Here is a 17,371-nt window from a genome sequence, read left to right as displayed (position 1 = left end):
GCCGCACCGGTGCGCATGTCGACGAGCACGACGAGGTCGTCCATCCGGCCGTAGGTGCGGTCACCGTCGAGGTAGAGCTCCCGAGCGCCCCAGACCGGCATGAAGTCGGCATCGTCTTCATACCAGCCGTCGACGTAGAGCGTGTGCCGCGAAGCCGGCCCGCCGTACGGAGGCACCACTCGGCCAGCGTCCTGCTCGCAGCCGGGCAGCGCCCTGCTGACGTTCCGTCGGCCGCACCGTCTCCCGTCGTCGGGCGCGACGCCTACCGTCCCCGGCAGCACCGAGATCCCTGCCAGGCCGCCGCGAGGGCACCGCGGACCAACCTGCGTTGTCAGTGGCCCTCGTTAGTCTCCCCTCATATCGCAGTTCAGGGGCTTCGTGGCCCTTGCTTCGGGCTGCGCTGACATCTGATGGACAGGCGGAGGGGCACGGCTGATGGCGTGGCTGGCAGCGGGTGAGGGGTACGAGATCACCCTCGAGGACGGGCGTGTGGTCGCACGGCGAGTCGGGGGGCGGCAGTTGAAGGCGCCGCCGAAGGCGTTGCGCGACAGTCCCGAGGTCGACCGGCTGAGGCAGCTGGCCGAGTGGCTGGACCGGCACGCGGCCTCGTGCGTGGCTCAGGTGGATGCCTGGATGGTGTCGTCGCTTCCGGTTCCGACGGAGCTGATCGCGCGGGTGTGGCCGGACGAGGCGTGGCAGGCGGCGCTGCGTGACATGGCCGTCGTGGGCGACGATCCGGACGAGGTCGGCTTCCTGCGGGACGTCACCGGCGACGGGGAGCTCAAGGTGGTCGACCTCGACGGTGAGACCGTGCGGCTGTCGCCGCGCACGGTGACGCTTCCCCACCCCGTGCTCCTGCCGGACCTGGACGACGTACGGGACTTCGCGGCCGACCTCGGCATCACCCAGAAGGTGGAGCAGATCCACCGGGCGACCTGGACCAGGCCGGACGGGCCGGATACCGAGCGTCCGGAGACGGCGACGGAGGTACGGGACTACGCGGGCGGGAAGTTCACCTCGCGGTTCGGTCTCGCGGCGCGCGCCACAGGCCTCGGCTACCGGGTGTCCGGTGGCTACGCCACGTGCAAAGTACGTGATGGGGGCCGCAGCACGGAGGCGTCGGTGTGGATCGGCGAGCCGTACTGGGACGGGGAGTCGGAGACCGGCGGGCTGAGCTGGCACGACGAGGACGGCCGCGCGGTGCGGCTGACCGAGGTCGGGTCGGTGGCCTGGTCCGAGGGGATGCGCATGGCCGCTGCGCTGTACGCCGGCCGCACGATCGAAGAGGGTGGGGACGCGTGACCGGGACGGTTGGGAACGACAACAAGGAGCTGCTCGCGGCAGGCGCGGTCCTCCCGGCCGACGCTCGGGGTGCGGGCCCCTCAGCGGTCGAACTGACCGCACGGGCCTATCGCCACGCGGTGCTCGGCGAGGATCGGGTCGTCGTGCGGCTGGCCGCGGCCGAACTGGGCCCCGCCGAGGACCTCGCCGCCGGCTTCCTCGGACTCGAGCCGCAGGGCGAGCCGGCCGTGGTCGGTCTCGGCCGGCGCCAGGAACTCGGCTTTCCCGAGTGGGTGCTGGTGCACCACCCCGAGGACGGGCACCACGCCCTGGCGGTCGTGCCGGAGCTGGACCGGCTGGCCCGGCAGGCCAAGACCAAGCCCAAGGCCGCCCTGGACGCCTGCCACGAGCTGGCCGGGCGGCTCGCCGCGGCCGTCCCGCACTTCCTGCCCGTCTTCTACGAGCAGGCCGCGCGGGTCTTTCTCGGCGTCGAGAACAGCACGTACGCCGGCCAGCTGTTCGGCCGTGCCCGCACGAGCGAGGCGCAGCACGGGCTGACGGTCGACGAGGACCGGCTCGACGCCCTGTTCCTGGAGTTCGCCCTGGCCGGCGCGCTGCCGGTGAAGGTCCTGACCGGTTACGGCAAGGACCTGTCGGCCCGGCTCGCGCCCGTCGAGGCGTACGAGCGGTTCCGGCGGCTGTGCGTGCGCCGGACCGCCGGCGGTCTCGCGCCGTCCGCCCAGGCCGCGGTCGAGCTGAAGCGGCTCGCCCGCGCCGCGGCCCTGTCCGGCAACGAGGCGGAGCAGGACTACCTCGCCGAGCTCCTTCCGCTGCCGGCCACCTTGCGGGCCGCCGCCGGTTGGTGGAAGTCGCACCGCGGCGCGCTGGTCGCGCTGGCCCGGCGCGTTCCGTCCGTGCGGGGCACGCTGCTGTCGATGACCCCGCCCGGGGACAACGGGGATATGACCGAGCTGTGGCTGGGAATCATGGCGGAGTCGGGGGCCGACGCCGGTCTCGAGGACGCCGGCCTGCCGCAGGAGGAGCAGTGCTCCGACGGCGCGGCGGGCTGGCTGGAGCGCTTTCACCGTGCCCGGCATCGCGGTTGGGGGCCGCGCCCGACGCCGCCCGCCCTGCTGGAGTTGGTCGAGCGGGCGGCCGGCCGGCTGCGTGCCGATCTGGCGGCGCGGCCCGAGGGCGAGCGGTTCATGTGGATCGGTGTCGAGGACGTGAACCTGCTGGACCTCCTGCTCTCGCTGGAGATCGCGGTCGCCGACCCCGGGGAGAAGTCCGCCCACCACCAGCGCGGCAGCGCCCTGAGCCTGTCGGACTGGGCCCGCGGTGAGGAGCCGCGGGACCTGGTCGCGCTGGCGGCCGACCCGCGCTTCCGGCCCGCCTTCGGGCGCGGGGCGAACAGCTACAACAGCGCGTCCTCCGGTGCGGACGTGATGCGGCGGCTGGCCGCCTCGCCCGGCGGCCGCCCGATGCTCACCGAGTGGATGCGCGAGGTGGCCGCCTCGTCGGTGGCGGCCGGGCTGCCCGGACTTCCGCAGGCGATCGAGCGGCTTTCGTGGCTGCCCTCCGAGGCTCTCGCGCTCGCGCCGCAGGAGGTCGCGGCCGCAGCCGGTGCCGATCTCGGCGAGGCCGTGGCGCGCACGCTTCGGGGCGGTCTGTGGGAGGAGCTGCGCTGGCCGGCGTGGGAGGAGGCGCTGACGGAGCTGGCACCGGGCCACCACACCACCGAGGGTCTGACGGTCGTCGAGGCCTGGCCGTATCTGATCGTGGCCAACGCGACGCAGGTGCGCGTCATCGACGCCGACTCCACCGTTCTCGTGCACGATCTGCGGCTGCCCACCACGTCCGTGTGGCGGACGGGCTTCCATTACGTGGACGGTGCGTTGCTGGTGTTCTGGAACACGTACGGTCGCGGCGAGCCGCAAGGCTACTGGCACACCGCGCCCGACACGGTGTTCGCTCTCGCAGGAGCCGGCGCCGGCTCCTGGGCCATGCGTTCGGACCACCTCAGCCTGCAGCTGCCCGGCGGCGGCCGCACCACCGGCGGCGGGGTCCTCCACAGCGGCGACACGAAGCTGCCCGCGGAGCGCGCGCTGCTGTCCGACGGCACGTCGTACTGGGTGTGGCAGGACAGGGACGGGGAGGACAAGGGCGGCTGGCTCGAATACGACCCCGTGGGCGGTGCGTACGGCCGGCGCTCGCAGCCCGGTTTCCTCGCCGACGCGCTGCTGCGGCACGCCCCCGGGGCCGAGTTGGCGGCCGGCTCGTGCCGGCTGCGGCCCGCCCCGGCGGTGGCGGGTTCGGCCCAGAGGACGTCCGCGGACGGGCTCCTCGGCTGGCGTGTCGTGCGGCTGTCCGACGGCGGCCACCACGGCGAGGACACCACCGGACGGGTCGTCACCCTTCCGAAGGGCGCCGACAGGCCGGTCGCCGCGCTGACGTTCCCCGGCGACGACCGGCCGCGGGCACTGACCCAGCAGTGGCGCGAGCTGTTGCTCAGCGACCCGGAGGGCACGGTCACGACGTCGGCCCAGTGCGACCACCGCAACGAGCTGTACGGGACCGCGGCTCAGGCCCTGCCGCCGCTGCCGTACCTGTACATGCTGCGCGCGCGTGATCCGCAGGGGTCGGCGGCGCTGCGGGGCGCCGACGCGGAGTCGGCCGGCGTCCTGCTGAAGGCGGCTGTGCTCGCGGAGCGGGTGGCGGACCTGCCCGAGCTGGTGAGCGCCGCGCTGCCGCAGGTCTCGGCACCCGAGCTGGTCGCCGGCGTGGTGAAGGTGCTGCGCTTCGCGGTGCGGCAGCAGAAGGCACTGGACGCCGTGGCCGCACGGCTCGACCCCGCCGCCGAGCCCACGGAGGTCCGGGTCCAGGGACCGAGCGACCACGTGCTCGCCAAGGCGCTGCACGGCATCGTCAATACCGGCTACTACCGCTACGGCGCGGACACCGACGTGACCCACCGATACCTGGAGACTCTGGCGTCCGTGCGCGCGGACACCGCCGCTACGGCGCTGCCGGGCCGGCTGCACTTCGATCTGCCGTCGCTGCCCTACTCGGGACTGCCGTTCGTCTCGCTCTTGGACGAGCCGGCCGCGATCGCCTACCGGGCTGTCGCGCCCGGCAGCGACCCGGCACACCGGGCAGCCCTGCTCGAAGTCCTCGGCCGGGTGGACGCGCTGGGGCTGGCCTCGACGGCGGCCTCGGCCGGTCACTGGCGCCGGGTCCTGGTCCGCCTGGCGACGGCCCACCTGCACACGCCGGACGGCCAGCAGCGCAACGTCGCGCACCGCAGTGTGCTGCCCCTGGGCGGCGGTGCTGTGCTCGGCATCGCCGAGCACAACTCCGGCGTCGACGACGGGTGGGAGTTCGGCGCGCTGCTCCACGATCCGAGCGGCCGTTTCGAGGTGCCCAACCCCTACACCGTGAGCAGTGACGCGCCGGTGGGCGATCGGGTGCGCGGCGCCGACTGGCTGACCGGCTTCCTCGGGGAGGCGCGGTCCCGTGAGGTGGTGCCCTTCCTGCCGGAGGCCGCCGACGAGTTCAGCCGCCTCACCGGTGTGTCCCGGACGCTGGCCCGGATCGTTCTCGTGGGCATGCCCGACGTGGACAGCTGGGAGAACAACTTCCTGCCGACCGAGCTGCGCAAGGCGCTCGGGCTGAAGGTGGCCGAGGCGGGACACGCCCGCGACGAACTGCGCGCGCTCCCTGTCGAGGTACGCCGGGCGGTGCTCGCGGCGCTCCTGCCCGACGACCCGGCACGGCTGTGGAGCGAGGGCCCGGACGTGGCGTCGGCGGCCGCCGTGTGGAACGAGAAGGTGGGACGGCGCCGGCAGGTGCCCGACTGGCTGGCGGCGGAGGCCGCGCGCGCCGCGCGCAGCGGCTGGCCCGTGCACCGGGCGCTCCCGGCGCTGCTGGAACCGGCGTCGTCGCCGGAGCTCGGCGTCGACGTGCCGTGGCGCATCGAGGGCGATCACCCGGCGACGGCGTCCCCCGCCGATGCGCCGTTCACCTCGGCGGTGCTGGTCGGCTCGATGAGCCTGACGGCCTGGCTGGCCCACCGGCTGCCCGCCGGCGATCCGGTGCGGGCGGCGCTGCCGAGTGCGCTGACCGCCGTGCGGCAGCGTCTTGCGGCACCCGAACTGCTGCTCTCCGCCGGGCACTACACGAGCCTCGCGGACTTCCGGAAGGTGGCCGGCGCCCCGACGGAGACGGCACCGGACCATGAGCGGTACGGCGCGGTGCTCATGGCCACGCAGGACGGCCAGCCCCAGCCGGCCGTACGGCCCGCCCTGCTGGACTCCACCGGCTCCGACCCGTATCTGGTGGCACTGCGGGGTGCCGATCAGCAGCCGACCGGGGTCGAGACGGCCCTGCGGTGGGCGTACGATCCGGCGTTCGCACGGCTGCTGGCCGACCCGGGCGTTCCCGTGGCCGGCACGGCGGACGACGAGGGCCTGTGGTGGCCGCAGGATCCGTCTCGTTCGGTGCCCGAGCGGGTGGCCGAGGTCGCCGAGGCACACGGTCTGACCGCCGACGCGGCGACGCTGTACCTGATGCTGCTGGCCATGCCCGACCCGACGGACCGCAACACCGCGCGATGGACGGGGTGGAAGCCGGCCCGTCTCAAGACGGCGCGGGCCGAACTGGCCGAGACCGACCTGGTGGTGTCGGGCGTACGGGCCCGGGCGGGACGCTCGCTGGTCCTGCCGGGCGCCTGGGCGGAGCAGTCGGCGCCCGTCCTGCCCGTCGAGCAGTGGAAGCTGCCGATGTACGGGGTGGCCACGGGCGGCCGGCCGGTGCTGGGCGCCCTGGTGCCGACCGAACCGGCCGCGGAGCTGTTCGCCCGGGCTTGGCAGCGGATCCTCGACGGCGACCTCCCGCGCTTCGAGGAGCTGAAGGTGCGGCGTACCAGGCGCCGCCGCTGAGGCGCCGCCGAACGGCACCTGAGCCGCCGCTGACCGGCCACCCGTCGTCAGCACGGCGCGGCGCGCCCGCCCCCGGGTGCGCCGCGCCGGTCCCCGACCCGTATGAACACCTGTCGAACCATGACGAAGGAAACCCGCATGACCGTCACCGAACAGACCGCACCCGTCCGGCAGGGCCAGCCGGCCGAGGAGCGCCACGCCGCCGAACTCGCCTTCCTCGCCGCCCAGGACCCCGGGCCGCGGCCGCCCGGCTGGGCGCTCACTCCTCGCGCGGTGGTCACGTTCGTCTGCGGCAGCGACGGTGTGGAGCTGGCCCTGCCCCGGCGTCGCGCCGGTCTGCCGTCGAAGCTGGTGATCGCCCCGAAGTTCGTCGGCGAGCGCGCGCTGGTCGAACGCTGTGTGGTCACCCTCGCCGGAGAGCGCGGGCTGCTGCTCACCGGTGAGCCCGGTACGGCCAAGTCGATGGTGTCGGAGCTGCTCGCGGCCGCTGTCAGCGGGACCAGCGCCCTGACGGTGCAGGGCACGGCGGGCACCACCGAGGAAGCATTCCGCTACGGCTGGAACTACGCTCTGCTGCTCGCCCAGGGCCCCACCCCGCAGGCCCTGGTGGACTCCCCGGTCCTCGCCGCCATGCGGGCCGGACGGGTGGTGCGGGTCGAGGAGATCACCCGCTGTCTGCCCGAGGTTCAGGACGCCCTCGTCTCCATCCTGTCGGACCGGCGGATCAGCGTACCCGAGCTGACCTCCACCGAGGACGCGGTCGTCCGCGCCGCCCCCGGCTTCACCGTCATCGCCACCGCCAACCTGCGCGACCGGGGTGTCTCCGAGATGTCGGCCGCGCTGAAGCGCCGTTTCAACTTCGAGACCGTCGACCCGATCGCCGACGCCGACGCCGAGGCGGTCCTGATACGCCGCCAGGCTGTCGCCGCCGTGCAGCGGGCGGGCGCGGCCTTCGCCGTCGATGACGCCGTCCTCGACGCCCTCGTCACCGTCTTCCGCGACCTGCGCTCCGGCCGCTCCAACGAGGGCTGGGACGTGGAGCGGCCGGGCACGGTGATGTCCACCGCCGAGGCCGTCCAGGTGGCGGCGTCGCTGGGGGTCGCGGCCGCCTACCTGCCCGGCGAGGACGTGCTCGACCTGCTGCCGGGACATCTGCTCGGCGTGGTCCGCAAGGACGACCCCGCCGACCACGCACGGCTGCTGGGCTACTGGGACGGCCCGGTGCGCCGCCGCGCCGAGAACGGCTCGGCGATGTGGCGCCGGCTCTGGGACCTGCGCGGGAGCCTGCGTTGACGACCGTCGATCCACGGACGGCCGTGGACGCACTGGCCGCATCGCGTGTGCCGTACCTGCTGGGAGTGCGCCACCACAGTCCGGCGCTGGCCGCGGTGGTACCCGCCCTGCTGGAAGAGGCACGGGCCGAGGTGGTCTGCGTCGAGCTGCCGACCGACTTCCAGCCCTGGCTGGAACACCTGGCGGACCCCGAAACCGTCACCCCGGTCGCCCTGGCCGGGGCGGGCGAGGGAGGACGGCTTTCGTTCTACCCGTTCGCGGACTTCTCACCGGAGCTCGCCGCGGTCCGCTGGGCCAGAAACCGCGGGGTGGAGGTCGTGTGCTGCGACCTTCCCCTCGGCGACCCGCGCTGGTCGGCGGGGGCACTCGGGCCGGTGCGCGAGCGGGACGGGAACGAGGCCGTACGTCCGGAGGCCGATGCGCCCTTGGGGGCTACGGGTGCGCTCGACGCCGGTCCCGGCGCCAGTCCTGACCCTGCTCCTGGCGACGGGACGACGCGGGTGCGGCGCTCGTACGCCGAGGCGCTCGCCGCCGCCGGGACCGGCCGGGACGGTGACGATTTGTGGGACCGCGCGGTGGAGGTGCTGGCTCCGGGGTGCGCTCCGGACGCGGTGCGCCGAGCCGCACTGGGCGTGGGTTGGGCCCTGCGCGCCGACGCCGCCGTACCCGCCGCCGACCTGGCGCGGGAGGAACGGATGCGGCAGGTGATCGCCTCTGCCTCGGCGGACGGGCGTCGGGTGGCAGCCGTGATCGGCGCGTTCCACGCACCCGCGCTTCTCGCGTCCACGGAGGCGGATGCCGGAGCGGAGGCCGGGGCAGGGACGGCGGGTGTCTCCGGCGCTACGGGGCGGGCGGCCGTCCCGTCCGAGGCCGCCCCGCGCGGTGCGGGGCCCGGCACGTGGGGGTCCGATACGGGCGCGGCAGGGGTTTGGGCGGCCGGCAGGGCCGGGGGAGAGGGCGCCGCAGCGACCGACGGCTCGGCGGTGACCTCGCTCGTGCCGTACTCCTTCGACCTGCTCGACTCCCGGTCCGGCTACCCGGCTGGAATCCGCGACCCGTTGTGGCAGCAGGCGGTGCTCACCGCCGCCGGCGATCCGGAACGGATCCGGGAGGCGGCTGCCGACGCGGTGACCGGCCTGTGCCGCGAAATGCGCCGCAACGGTCACACCGCGGGGACCGGCGAAGGCGCCGAGACGCTGCGCCTGGCCTGCGACCTGGCCGCTCTGCGCGGACTGCCCGCGCCCGGACGCGGCGAACTCCTGGAGGCCGTCACCACTGTCCTCGGCCAGGGCGAACCGCTCGGCCGGGGCCGGGCCCTGGCCCGCGCGCTGGAGGCCGTGTTCGTCGGCACCGCACGCGGCCGGATCAGCCCGCACGCACCCCGGTCCGGTCTCGGCCCCTCGGTCGAGACCGAACTCGCGGAACTGCGGCTGCCCCGACCGGACGACCCCGACCGCCGCGACCTGCGCCTCGACCCGCTCCGTTCACCGCTGGACGGCCGCCGCGAAGTGCTGCTCCAGCGGCTGCTGGTGATCGGCGCCTCGTACGGCGAACCCCTGGACGTGGCGGGCACGGGCGACGGCACCGCGCTCGGCACCAGGTGGCGTCTGACGTGGACGCCGTCCGTGCCCGCACGCCTCGACCTCGCGGGCGTGCGCGGGGTGACCGCGGCCCAGGCCGCCGCCGGTACGCTCGCCGCGACTGCGCGCCACGAGGCCGCCGAGGGTGGCCCCACTCCGGCCCAGATCCTCACCGGGCTGACCGCCGCCGCGCGCTGCGGCCTGCCCGAACTGGTCGACGCACGCCTGCACGAGGCCTCCGTCGTGCTGCCCGACAGCGCCGACCTGCCCGAGCTCCTCCAGGCCCTGGACCTGTTGGAGGGACTGCGGCGCGGCCACTACCCCGAGACGCTGCAGGACGCCCGCACGACGGCCGGCGCCCTCACGGAGGAACTCCTCGACGCCGCGGTCCGGGCCCTGCCCGGCCTCGCCGGGAGCGACAGCGGAGCCGACGCCGGGGCGCTGGTGGCGCTGGCGGACCGGACGGCCGCCCGTCATCTGGGCCTGCGACTGGACCGGGCGCTCGCCGAGCTGGCGGCCGAGGGCTCCCCGCTCATCCAGGGCGCGGCCCTGGCCGTACGCGTGCTGCTCGACCTGGACGACGCGGCCGGGCTGGGCGAGCGTACGGCCGGCTGGATCGACGGGGCCACGGCTCCGGACACGCGCCGGGCGCTGGCGAAGCGTCTTGCCGGGCTGCTCACAGCCGCCGGTCCCCTGCTCCAAGCGTCGCCGGACACGCTCGCCGTGCTCATGGACCGGATCGACGCGCTGACCGACCAGGACTTCCTCGACCGGCTCCCGGCCCTGCGCGGCGGCTTCGACACGCTGACCCCGGCCGCGCGCGACAGGCTGCTCACCACCGTGACGGAGCGGCTCGGCGACCGGCTCGACCTGTCACTCGACGCCCCGCCCGAGCTGCTCGCCCTGTGGGCGGCGGCCGACGCGGCCGGATCGGCAGCGCTGAAGGCCCTGGGCCTGCCAGCCGCGGACACCGACTCAGGAACGGACCCGGGCTCGGCCTCGGCCGGCAATCCCCGCCCCGTACCCCCACCCGCAGCGGACAGCGTTGCCGCGGACGACGCGGACCGACGGCTCGGCCGTGCCGACCGCTGGCGGCTGCTGCTCGGCCGCCACAAGGAACGGCTCACCCGCGACGCGCGCCGCTACGCCCACGCCCTGGACGAGCTCTACGGCCGCGGGCGCGGCGAAGGCGCCCAGGACCTGGCCGGCGGCGCACCAGGTCAAGGCGGCGGTCAGGACCCGTCCTTCCCCACGGCGCGGGAGTGGGCGCAGGAACTGGAGGCCCTCTTCGGCACCGACGTACGCGAGGAGGTCCTCGCGGAGGCTGCCGACGCGGGTCGCACCGACGTGCTCGCGCAGCTCGATCCGGCGTCGGTACGCCCGTCGGTGGAGCTGCTCGGTTCGGTGCTGTCCCTGGCCGGAGGCATGCCCGAGGCCCAACTCGCCCGGCTGCGTCCGCTGGTGAAGCGGCTCGTCGACGAGCTGTCCCGGGAGCTGGCCACCCGCCTGCGCCCGGCGCTCACCGGCCTGGCCACCCCGCGCCCGACCCGACGGCCCGGCGGGCGCCTCGACCTCGCCCGTACCCTGCGGGCCAATCTCGCCCACACCCGGCGGACGGAGGACGGCCGGCTCGTCGTCGTACCTGAGCGCCCGCTGTTCAGCACGAGGGCGAGCAAGGAGGCGGACTGGCGCCTGGTTCTCGTCGTCGATGTCTCCGGCTCGATGGAGGCATCGGTGATCTGGTCGGCGCTGACGGCCGCGGTCCTCGGCGGGGTTCCGACCTTGTCCACGCACTTCTTGGCCTTCTCCACGCAGGTGATCGACCTGACCGACCGGGTCGAGGATCCGCTGTCGCTGCTGCTGGAAGTCAGGGTCGGCGGCGGTACGCACATCGCGGCCGGTCTCGCGCACGCGCGTTCGCTGATCACCGTGCCGAGCCGCACGCTGGTCGTCGTGGTCAGCGACTTCGAGGAGGGCGCACCGCTCGGCGGGCTGCTGGGCGAGGTGCGTGCCCTGGCGTCCTCCGGCGCCCACCTGCTGGGCTGCGCGGCGCTCGATGACACCGGCACGCCGCGCTACTCGGTGTCCGTGGCGCGCCAACTCGTCGCGGCCGGTATGCCGGTGGCCGCCCTCAGCCCGCTCGAACTCGCCCGCTGGGTGGGCGACCGCCTCCGTGGAGAACCCCGTTGAGCACCGAACTCCTGCCTCCTGTCGCCCCCGACGTCCTCGCCGATGCCGTGGAGCAGCTCAGCGCACGGCTGCGCAAGAAACTCGACGCGGCGATCTCTGGCTGCGCCGGCCAGGCCTCCGCCACGGCCGACGGGGCGGTCGAGGTCCACTTCGGCGAGGACACCACGGTCACGCTGAGCCCGGGCCCGTCCGGCACGGTCATGAACGCGGAACAGGCCGTGTGCACCTGCCTGTTGGCCCCGCGCTGCCTGCACCGGGCCGCGGTCCTGGGCGCGGCACCCATCGCCGATGGGGAGGGCGACGCGGGCGGGGGTGACGACTCGGGTACGGGTAAGGCCGCAGGCTCGGGCACAGCCTCCGACACGGGTGCGGGCCCCGAGGAGCCCGCACCCAACACCCCCGCCGCCGACGTTGCGGCCACGGTGGTCTCGCCGGCCGCCCTCACCGCGGCGCAGGTCCTTGCCGCCACGGCGCTGTGGGACGCCGCCGCCGAAGCCCTGTCCGCCGGCGTCACGGCGGGCGGCGCCGTGGTGCAGGCCGAGCTGCTCCGCGCCGCCCACACTGCGCGGCTGGCCGGGCTGCCGCGGGCCGAAGCGGCCGCGCTGCGAGTCGTACGGAGCCTGAGGGCCGCGCGGGAGCGGAGCGAGGGACAACGTCTCGCCGACCTCACCGGAGCCTTCCGTGAGCTGCTGGCCGGCACCGCCCTGCTCGCCTCCGGGTCGGCCGACACGGATGCGGCGGGCTCCGCGCGCCGGGTCTACGAACAGGGCGGCAGCCTGCGGGTGTACGGCCTGTGCCGGGAGCCGGTGCTGTCCGCGACGGGGTATGGCGGAGTGACCACGCACCTGGTCGGTTCGGACGGCGCCGGTTACACGGTGTCCGACGTGCGCCCCGGTGGCCTCGCCCGCGTGAAGGGTGCGGGGTCCGCGTCCGTGGCGCTCGGCGGTGCCGTCCTCGACCACGCCGGGCTGGCGCGCGGGGGTCTGCGGATCGTCGGCGCGACCGTCTCCGCGGACGGGCGGCTCGGGGCAGGGCGGGGGGTCAGCGCGACGCCACTGCGCGGGGTGGACTGGTCCGAGGAACCCGCCGCCGCCCTCTTCACCCGACCGGTGCAGGAAGCGATGGCCGCTGTGCTCGCCGACGGCGCGCCCGAGGTGGGCGGGCCCGGCAGGACGGCGCCGAGTCTGCTGGGCTGCGACGTCGAGGTGATCGGTGCGGCCGGCGACTCTGTCGTCGTCCGCGTCGCCGGTGAGGGACCGCTGCTGCGGCTCCGCCCCGCACACCCCCACCCGGAGCTGCCGCACGCCGCCAACCTGCGCCGGATCGCCGAACACCCGGGGCTCGCCCTGCGTGTGCTCGGCCGTCCCGACCTGGACCGGGCGGCGACGCTCCGGCCGCTGGCGGTCGGGCCGGTGCCGGGGGCGTCCGCCACGCTGCGGCTGCCGGACGCGTGGAAGGGCCGTGCCGACCTGGGATACGACCGGCTCCAGGGCGAGCACTTCCCCCGCGAGACGGCAGGATCCGCGGACTGCGGGCCGGTCACCGCGGGCCCCGACCCGCTGGCGGAGGCACCGCTGTGGCGTGTCCGGCGCCTGCTGGAGACGGGCGTCGCGGGCGGTCGCCGTGCCGTGGCTGAGGCGGGCCGCGGGACGGATGCGGCCTCGCTCTCAGCCCGCCTGACCCGGGCGGAACTCGGCGTAGCGGCCCACCTCGCACAGGCCCTGACAACGGAGGCGGGCCGCCGCCCCCGCGACACCTTCGGCCGGCTGACCGACCCCTCGGCCGACGCCTACGCGAGGGCCTGGCTCGCCTCGGCCGTGCACCTGGCGGCTGCGGAACGCTCGCTGGTGGCCGCTTCCTGGTCGTGACCTACCGCTGAGCCCACCGGGCCGCCTGGGCCGCCCGGTGGGCTCAGGCGGTCCCGGGCCCCGGTCCTTCCGGCGTTCCGCACCACCGGGTGTGGCAGCCTGTCTGCGAACTCCTCCACCGAGCCGCTCCCGAACCACCGGTCCCTGCTACCCGTGTTCGACGCTCTGCGCGCGGCGAGGTCCGGTGGCATGGCCCAGTTCCGTATCGGTGTCACCCGCGAGGGCGGCACCCTCTCCGTGACCGTGACCGTGACCGTGACCGTGACCGTGACCGTGACCGGGCTGGCGTATCTCTGAGGGGCACTGTCACGTTGGTTGACCGGGTGAGATGGTCTTCGGGTTGGTCATGGTGGAGGGGGTCGTCCGTGAAAGGCACGCCGTCATACAGGGGGCACCGGTACCCGGTCGAGGTGATCTCCCATTGCGTGTGGTTGTATTTCCGTTTCCCGCTCAGCTTCCGTGAGGTGGAGGAGCTGATGCTCCAGCGCGGCGTGATCGTCTCGTATGAGACCGTTCGCCGCTGGTGTGTGAAGTTCGGGCAGGCCTACGCCGACGGACTGCGCCGCCGCCGGCCAAGGCCGGGGGATAAATGGCACTTGGACGAGGTCTTCATCAGGATCAACGGTGAGCTGAAGTATCTGTGGCGGGCCGTCGACCAGGACGGCAACGTGCTGGACATCCTGATGCAGAACCGGCGGGACAAGGCCGCGGCCAGGCGTTTCTTCCGCCGCCTGTTGAAGAAGACCCGGGCGGTGCCGCGGGTGGTCGTCACGGACAAGCTCCGCTCCTACGGCGCCGCCCACCGCGAGGTCATGCCCTTCGTGGAGCACCGCTCCCACAAGGGCCTGAACAACCGGGCCGAGAACAGCCACCAGCCGACGAGGCAACGTGAACGGGCCATGAAGGGCTTCCGCAGCGTGGGCGGGGCCCAAAGGTTCCTGTCCGCGTTCAGCGGCATCTCGCCTCACTTCCGGCCTCACCGCCACCTGATGACCGCACATCACTGCCGAGCCGAGATGACCGTCCGCTTCACCATCTGGGACCAGGTCACCGGCGCTGCCAGCCGACCCACCACGGCCTGACCACAGGCCCGGAACCCGGCACCACCACACCCCGACAAGCCGTCAGACACCCAAACACCCAACAACGTGACAGTGCCCGCGCGAGATGTACCAAGCGCTGTAGTTCGCTGGCCAGTTGGGGTGTTCGGAGAACGCGTCGGGGGCGGCGATCCAGGAGATCTGCGGCCGCCTGGCGGCCTTGACGTCGTCGATCCTGCGCTTCATGGAGAACCGGTTCGGAGTGAAGGAGCCCAACATCTCGCCATGGCGGCGCGCCATCTGCGGTGACCTCACATCCGCCTTCGACTTCTCCCTCAAGGTCACGGACCCGGCTGACCTGCCGGACACCGCGGGCTACGCCCCGCCGGACCGCGACCGCCACGACAGCTACGTACCGAGGCCACCCGCTCAGGGCACCCTGCCCCGGCAAGAGGCCGGGCGCGGCCGAGCCGCCCGCTCTCCTACGCTCCCTACGTCGACGGGGCCGCAGACCTCACGACCGGCAAGTACAAGCTGACGTTCAGCGCGGGGGACCAGGCGGGCGCCGCCTTCCAGGTGCGCTCCCAGAAGCGCACCGACGGCCCGTGGACGTACACGGCGGCAGCCGGGAAGCCCGTTTCGGACAGCTGGAACTCGGTGTACTCCGGCGGCAGTTACGACCTCACGGCCCACGGCCCGAACGGCTTCCTGCGCACCTTCAAGGGCAACAACAAAGCCGCCGAGCCGGAGGTGACGGCACGCCACGACGCCGGCAACCTGAAGCTCACCCTGACCAACCCGTCGACCGCCGACGCGCACCGCATCGTGACCAACGCGTACGGCGGCGGGCGCCAAACCTACACGGTCCGCGCCGGCGCCACCGTCGTGCAGAGCATCGACCTGCGCGCCACCAAGCGCTGGTACGACCTGACGGTCGTGGTCGAGGGCAACGCCGGATACCTGCGGCGCCTGGCCGGGCACGTCGAGAACGGTCAGGTCGGCGTGAGTGACCCGGGCATCGCAACCGTGTGAGACCCGTGCCCCTCCGCCCGGTGGACGGAGGGGCACACACCCGGAGCATGACGAGGCGTCAGCGTGACGTGCCGGAGCTCACCACCCCGCGAGTACGCAATCCGCGACGCGATCCCGGCGGGCGGCTCAACCGCGCTGAGCACGGATGAGGTCGCGGTACCACGCGAAGGACGCCTTCGGGGTGCGGACCTGGGTGTCGTGGTCGACGTGGACGAGACCGAAGCGCTGGTGGAAGCCCTCGGCCCATTCGAAGTTGTCCATCAGGGTCCAGGTGAAGTAGCCGCGCACGTCCACGCCCTGGGCCACGGCGGTGTCGACGGCCTGGAGGTGGGTGTCCAAGTAGTCGATGCGGTCGAGGTCGAGGACGGTGCCGTCCGCGTTGACGACGTCCTCGGTCGAGCAGCCGTTCTCCGTGATGTAGACCGGCGGGAGTGCCGGGTAGCGCTCCTTGAGGCCGACGAGCAGTTCCCGTAGGCCGTCGGGGACGACGGGCCAGTCGAAGGAGGTGCGGCGGTAGCCCTCGATGGGGGCCTCTTCGAACGGCAGTCCCTCGGACGCCGGCGCCTGGATCCGGGTCGGGTTGTAGTAGTTGATGCCGAGCGCGCTCAAGGGGGCCGAGATCAGTTCGAGATCGCCGTCCCGCACGGAGCCGCCGAGGGTCGTGTCCGCGCCGAAGTCCGACAGGTCCGGGTAGGTGCCCGTGAGGATCGGGTCGTTGAACAGGCGGTTGTGCAGGTTGTCATAGGCTCGCGCGGCGGCGTGGTCGGCGGGGGAGTCCGAAGCGGGCCAGACCGGGGTGCAGTTGTTGGCGATCATCACCTGGAGGCCGCGCGCCCGCAGCTCCCTCAGCGCCAGGCCATGGCCGAGCAGTTGATGGTGGGCGACCGGCAGGCAGTCCAGGAACAGGGTGCGGCCCGGTGCGTGAGTGCCGAGACCGTAGCCCCAGACCATGTGGATGAACGGCTCGTTGAGTGTGATCCACTTCTGGACGCGGTCGCCCAGCCTGTCGGCCATGATGGCGGCGTACTCGGCGAAGCGGTGCGCGGTGTCGCGGTTCAGCCAGCCGCCGCTGTCCTCCAGGCCCTGCGGGAGGTCCCAGTGGAACAGGGTCGGGACAGGTTCGATGCCGCGTGCGAGCAGGCCGTCGACCAGCCGGTCATAGAAGTCCAGACCCCGGGGATTGACCTCGCCTGTGCCGGTCGGCTGGATCCGGGGCCAGGCGATGGAGAAGCGGTAGCCGGTGAGGCCCGCCTCGGCCATCAGCGCGATGTCCTCCTCGTACCGGTGGTAGTGGTCGCAGGCCACGTCACCGGTGTGCCCGTCGCGGATTGTGCCTGGCCGCGCGGTGAAGGTGTCCCATACCGAGGGTCCGCGGCCGTCCTCCTTGGTGGCGCCCTCGATCTGATACGACGCCGTCGAGGCGCCCCAGATGAAGTCCGCGGGGAGATGGTCCAGTGTCACGTCTAACCTCCTGAAACATGAGCAGGGCTCACGTTAACCCGCTCGATGGGATGATGGAAGCGTGAATCAAGATCGCACCGCAGGGACGCTGCGCCGGCTGCCGGTCCAGAAGCGCAGCGCCGAACGCTTCGAACGGCTGCTGGACGCTTGCGCCGAACTCCTGGACGAGGTCGGCTATGCAGGGCTGACCACCAAGGAGGTGGCCCGCAGGGCCGAGGTGCCCATCGGCACCCTTTACCAGTTCTTCTCCGACAGGGAGGGGCTGATCGGTGCGCTCGCCGCCCGCAATCTGGAGTCCTTCCTGGGGCGGGTCGCGGACCGGCTGGAGCAAGAGGAGCCCGAGGGCATCTCGGGCATCGTGGATGTGACCGTCGACGAGTTCGTCACCATGCGCCGGACGATCACCGGTTTCGGCGTGGTCGACTTCGGCGCGGTGGGACAGGACCACATCCTGGAGCCGACCCTGGACAACAACACCGCGGTCGCCGGAAGGCTGCGCTCACTGACCGCCTCCCTGATAGGGGTCCAGGACGACGCCGAATTCGAGATCGCGGTGCGGGTGGCCCTGGAGTGCGCCGACAGCGTGCTGCAACTCGCCTTCCGTATCGATCCGCTGGGCGACGCCCAGCTGATCGCTGAGTGCAAACGAGTCCTCAACAGCTATCTGAACGATCGACGCCGGTGACCGG

Annotated in this window: 9 protein-coding genes and 1 pseudogene; 9 read left to right on the top strand and 1 reads right to left on the bottom strand. The window is 73.5% G+C overall.

Annotated elements, in window-relative coordinates:
- Nucleotides 1-435: 435 nt before the first annotated feature.
- From NRF20_RS01605 to NRF20_RS01570, 8 genes and pseudogenes are all read left to right on the top strand, one after another.
- Entirely contained in the window at nucleotides 436-1,302 is an 867-nt protein-coding gene (locus tag NRF20_RS01605; RefSeq protein ID WP_413751826.1) for a DUF4132 domain-containing protein, read from the top strand.
- Nucleotides 1,299-6,218, top strand: coding sequence for a DNA-binding protein (locus NRF20_RS01600; protein ID WP_413751825.1), 4,920 nt, complete (start codon nucleotides 1,299-1,301; stop codon nucleotides 6,216-6,218). Before NRF20_RS01605 ends, NRF20_RS01600 begins: the two co-directional genes overlap by 4 nt.
- A 138-nt stretch (nucleotides 6,219-6,356) precedes the next feature.
- The gene (locus NRF20_RS01595; protein ID WP_413751824.1) at nucleotides 6,357-7,511 is read left to right on the top strand and encodes an ATP-binding protein; all 1,155 of its coding nucleotides are present in this window, start codon (nucleotides 6,357-6,359) and stop codon (nucleotides 7,509-7,511) included.
- Nucleotides 7,508-11,281 (top strand): vWA domain-containing protein, encoded by a 3,774-nt coding sequence (locus NRF20_RS01590; RefSeq protein WP_413751823.1) that lies wholly within the window; start codon nucleotides 7,508-7,510, stop codon nucleotides 11,279-11,281. The genes NRF20_RS01595 and NRF20_RS01590 overlap by 4 nt, the downstream gene beginning before the upstream one ends.
- Complete coding sequence (locus NRF20_RS01585) at nucleotides 11,278-13,149, top strand: hypothetical protein (RefSeq protein WP_413751822.1); 1,872 nt, start codon at nucleotides 11,278-11,280, stop codon at nucleotides 13,147-13,149. Before NRF20_RS01590 ends, NRF20_RS01585 begins: the two co-directional genes overlap by 4 nt.
- A 153-nt stretch (nucleotides 13,150-13,302) precedes the next feature.
- The gene (locus NRF20_RS01580; protein WP_413751821.1) at nucleotides 13,303-13,446 is read left to right on the top strand and encodes a hypothetical protein; all 144 of its coding nucleotides are present in this window, start codon (nucleotides 13,303-13,305) and stop codon (nucleotides 13,444-13,446) included.
- Nucleotides 13,447-13,514: 68 nt separating this feature from the next.
- On the top strand, nucleotides 13,515-14,231 hold the full coding sequence (locus tag NRF20_RS01575; RefSeq protein WP_413751820.1) for an IS6 family transposase: 717 nt from the start codon (nucleotides 13,515-13,517) through the stop codon (nucleotides 14,229-14,231).
- A 184-nt stretch (nucleotides 14,232-14,415) separates the two neighbouring features.
- Nucleotides 14,416-15,221, top strand: a pseudogene (locus NRF20_RS01570) (phospholipase domain-containing protein); the annotation flags it as partial.
- Between the two features lie 126 nt (nucleotides 15,222-15,347).
- Here the strand turns inward: NRF20_RS01570 and NRF20_RS01565 are convergent.
- A complete protein-coding gene (locus NRF20_RS01565) occupies nucleotides 15,348-16,682 on the bottom strand; it encodes a GH1 family beta-glucosidase (protein WP_402007624.1) in 1,335 nt (444 codons plus the stop codon).
- Between the two features lie 61 nt (nucleotides 16,683-16,743).
- Between NRF20_RS01565 and NRF20_RS01560 the strand changes: the two genes are divergently transcribed.
- Complete coding sequence (locus NRF20_RS01560; protein WP_266751471.1) at nucleotides 16,744-17,367, top strand: TetR/AcrR family transcriptional regulator; 624 nt, start codon at nucleotides 16,744-16,746, stop codon at nucleotides 17,365-17,367.
- The last annotated feature ends 4 nt before the right edge of the window (nucleotides 17,368-17,371 follow it).

Source organism: Streptomyces sp. R-74717 (genome assembly GCF_047305335.1).
GTDB lineage: Bacteria > Actinomycetota > Actinomycetes > Streptomycetales > Streptomycetaceae > Streptomyces > Streptomyces atratus.
Note: the sequence above shows the minus strand (reverse complement) of the source record. Positions and strands in the feature narration are given on the sequence as shown.

What these genes read in the sequence shown, in the direction of transcription:
- NRF20_RS01605 (WP_413751826.1), top strand. Translation starts at nt 436, where the DNA reads ATGGCGTGGCTGGCAGCGGGTGAGGGGTACGAGATCACCCTCGAGGAC.
- NRF20_RS01595 (WP_413751824.1), top strand. Translation starts at nt 6,357, where the DNA reads ATGACCGTCACCGAACAGACCGCACCCGTCCGGCAGGGCCAGCCGGCC.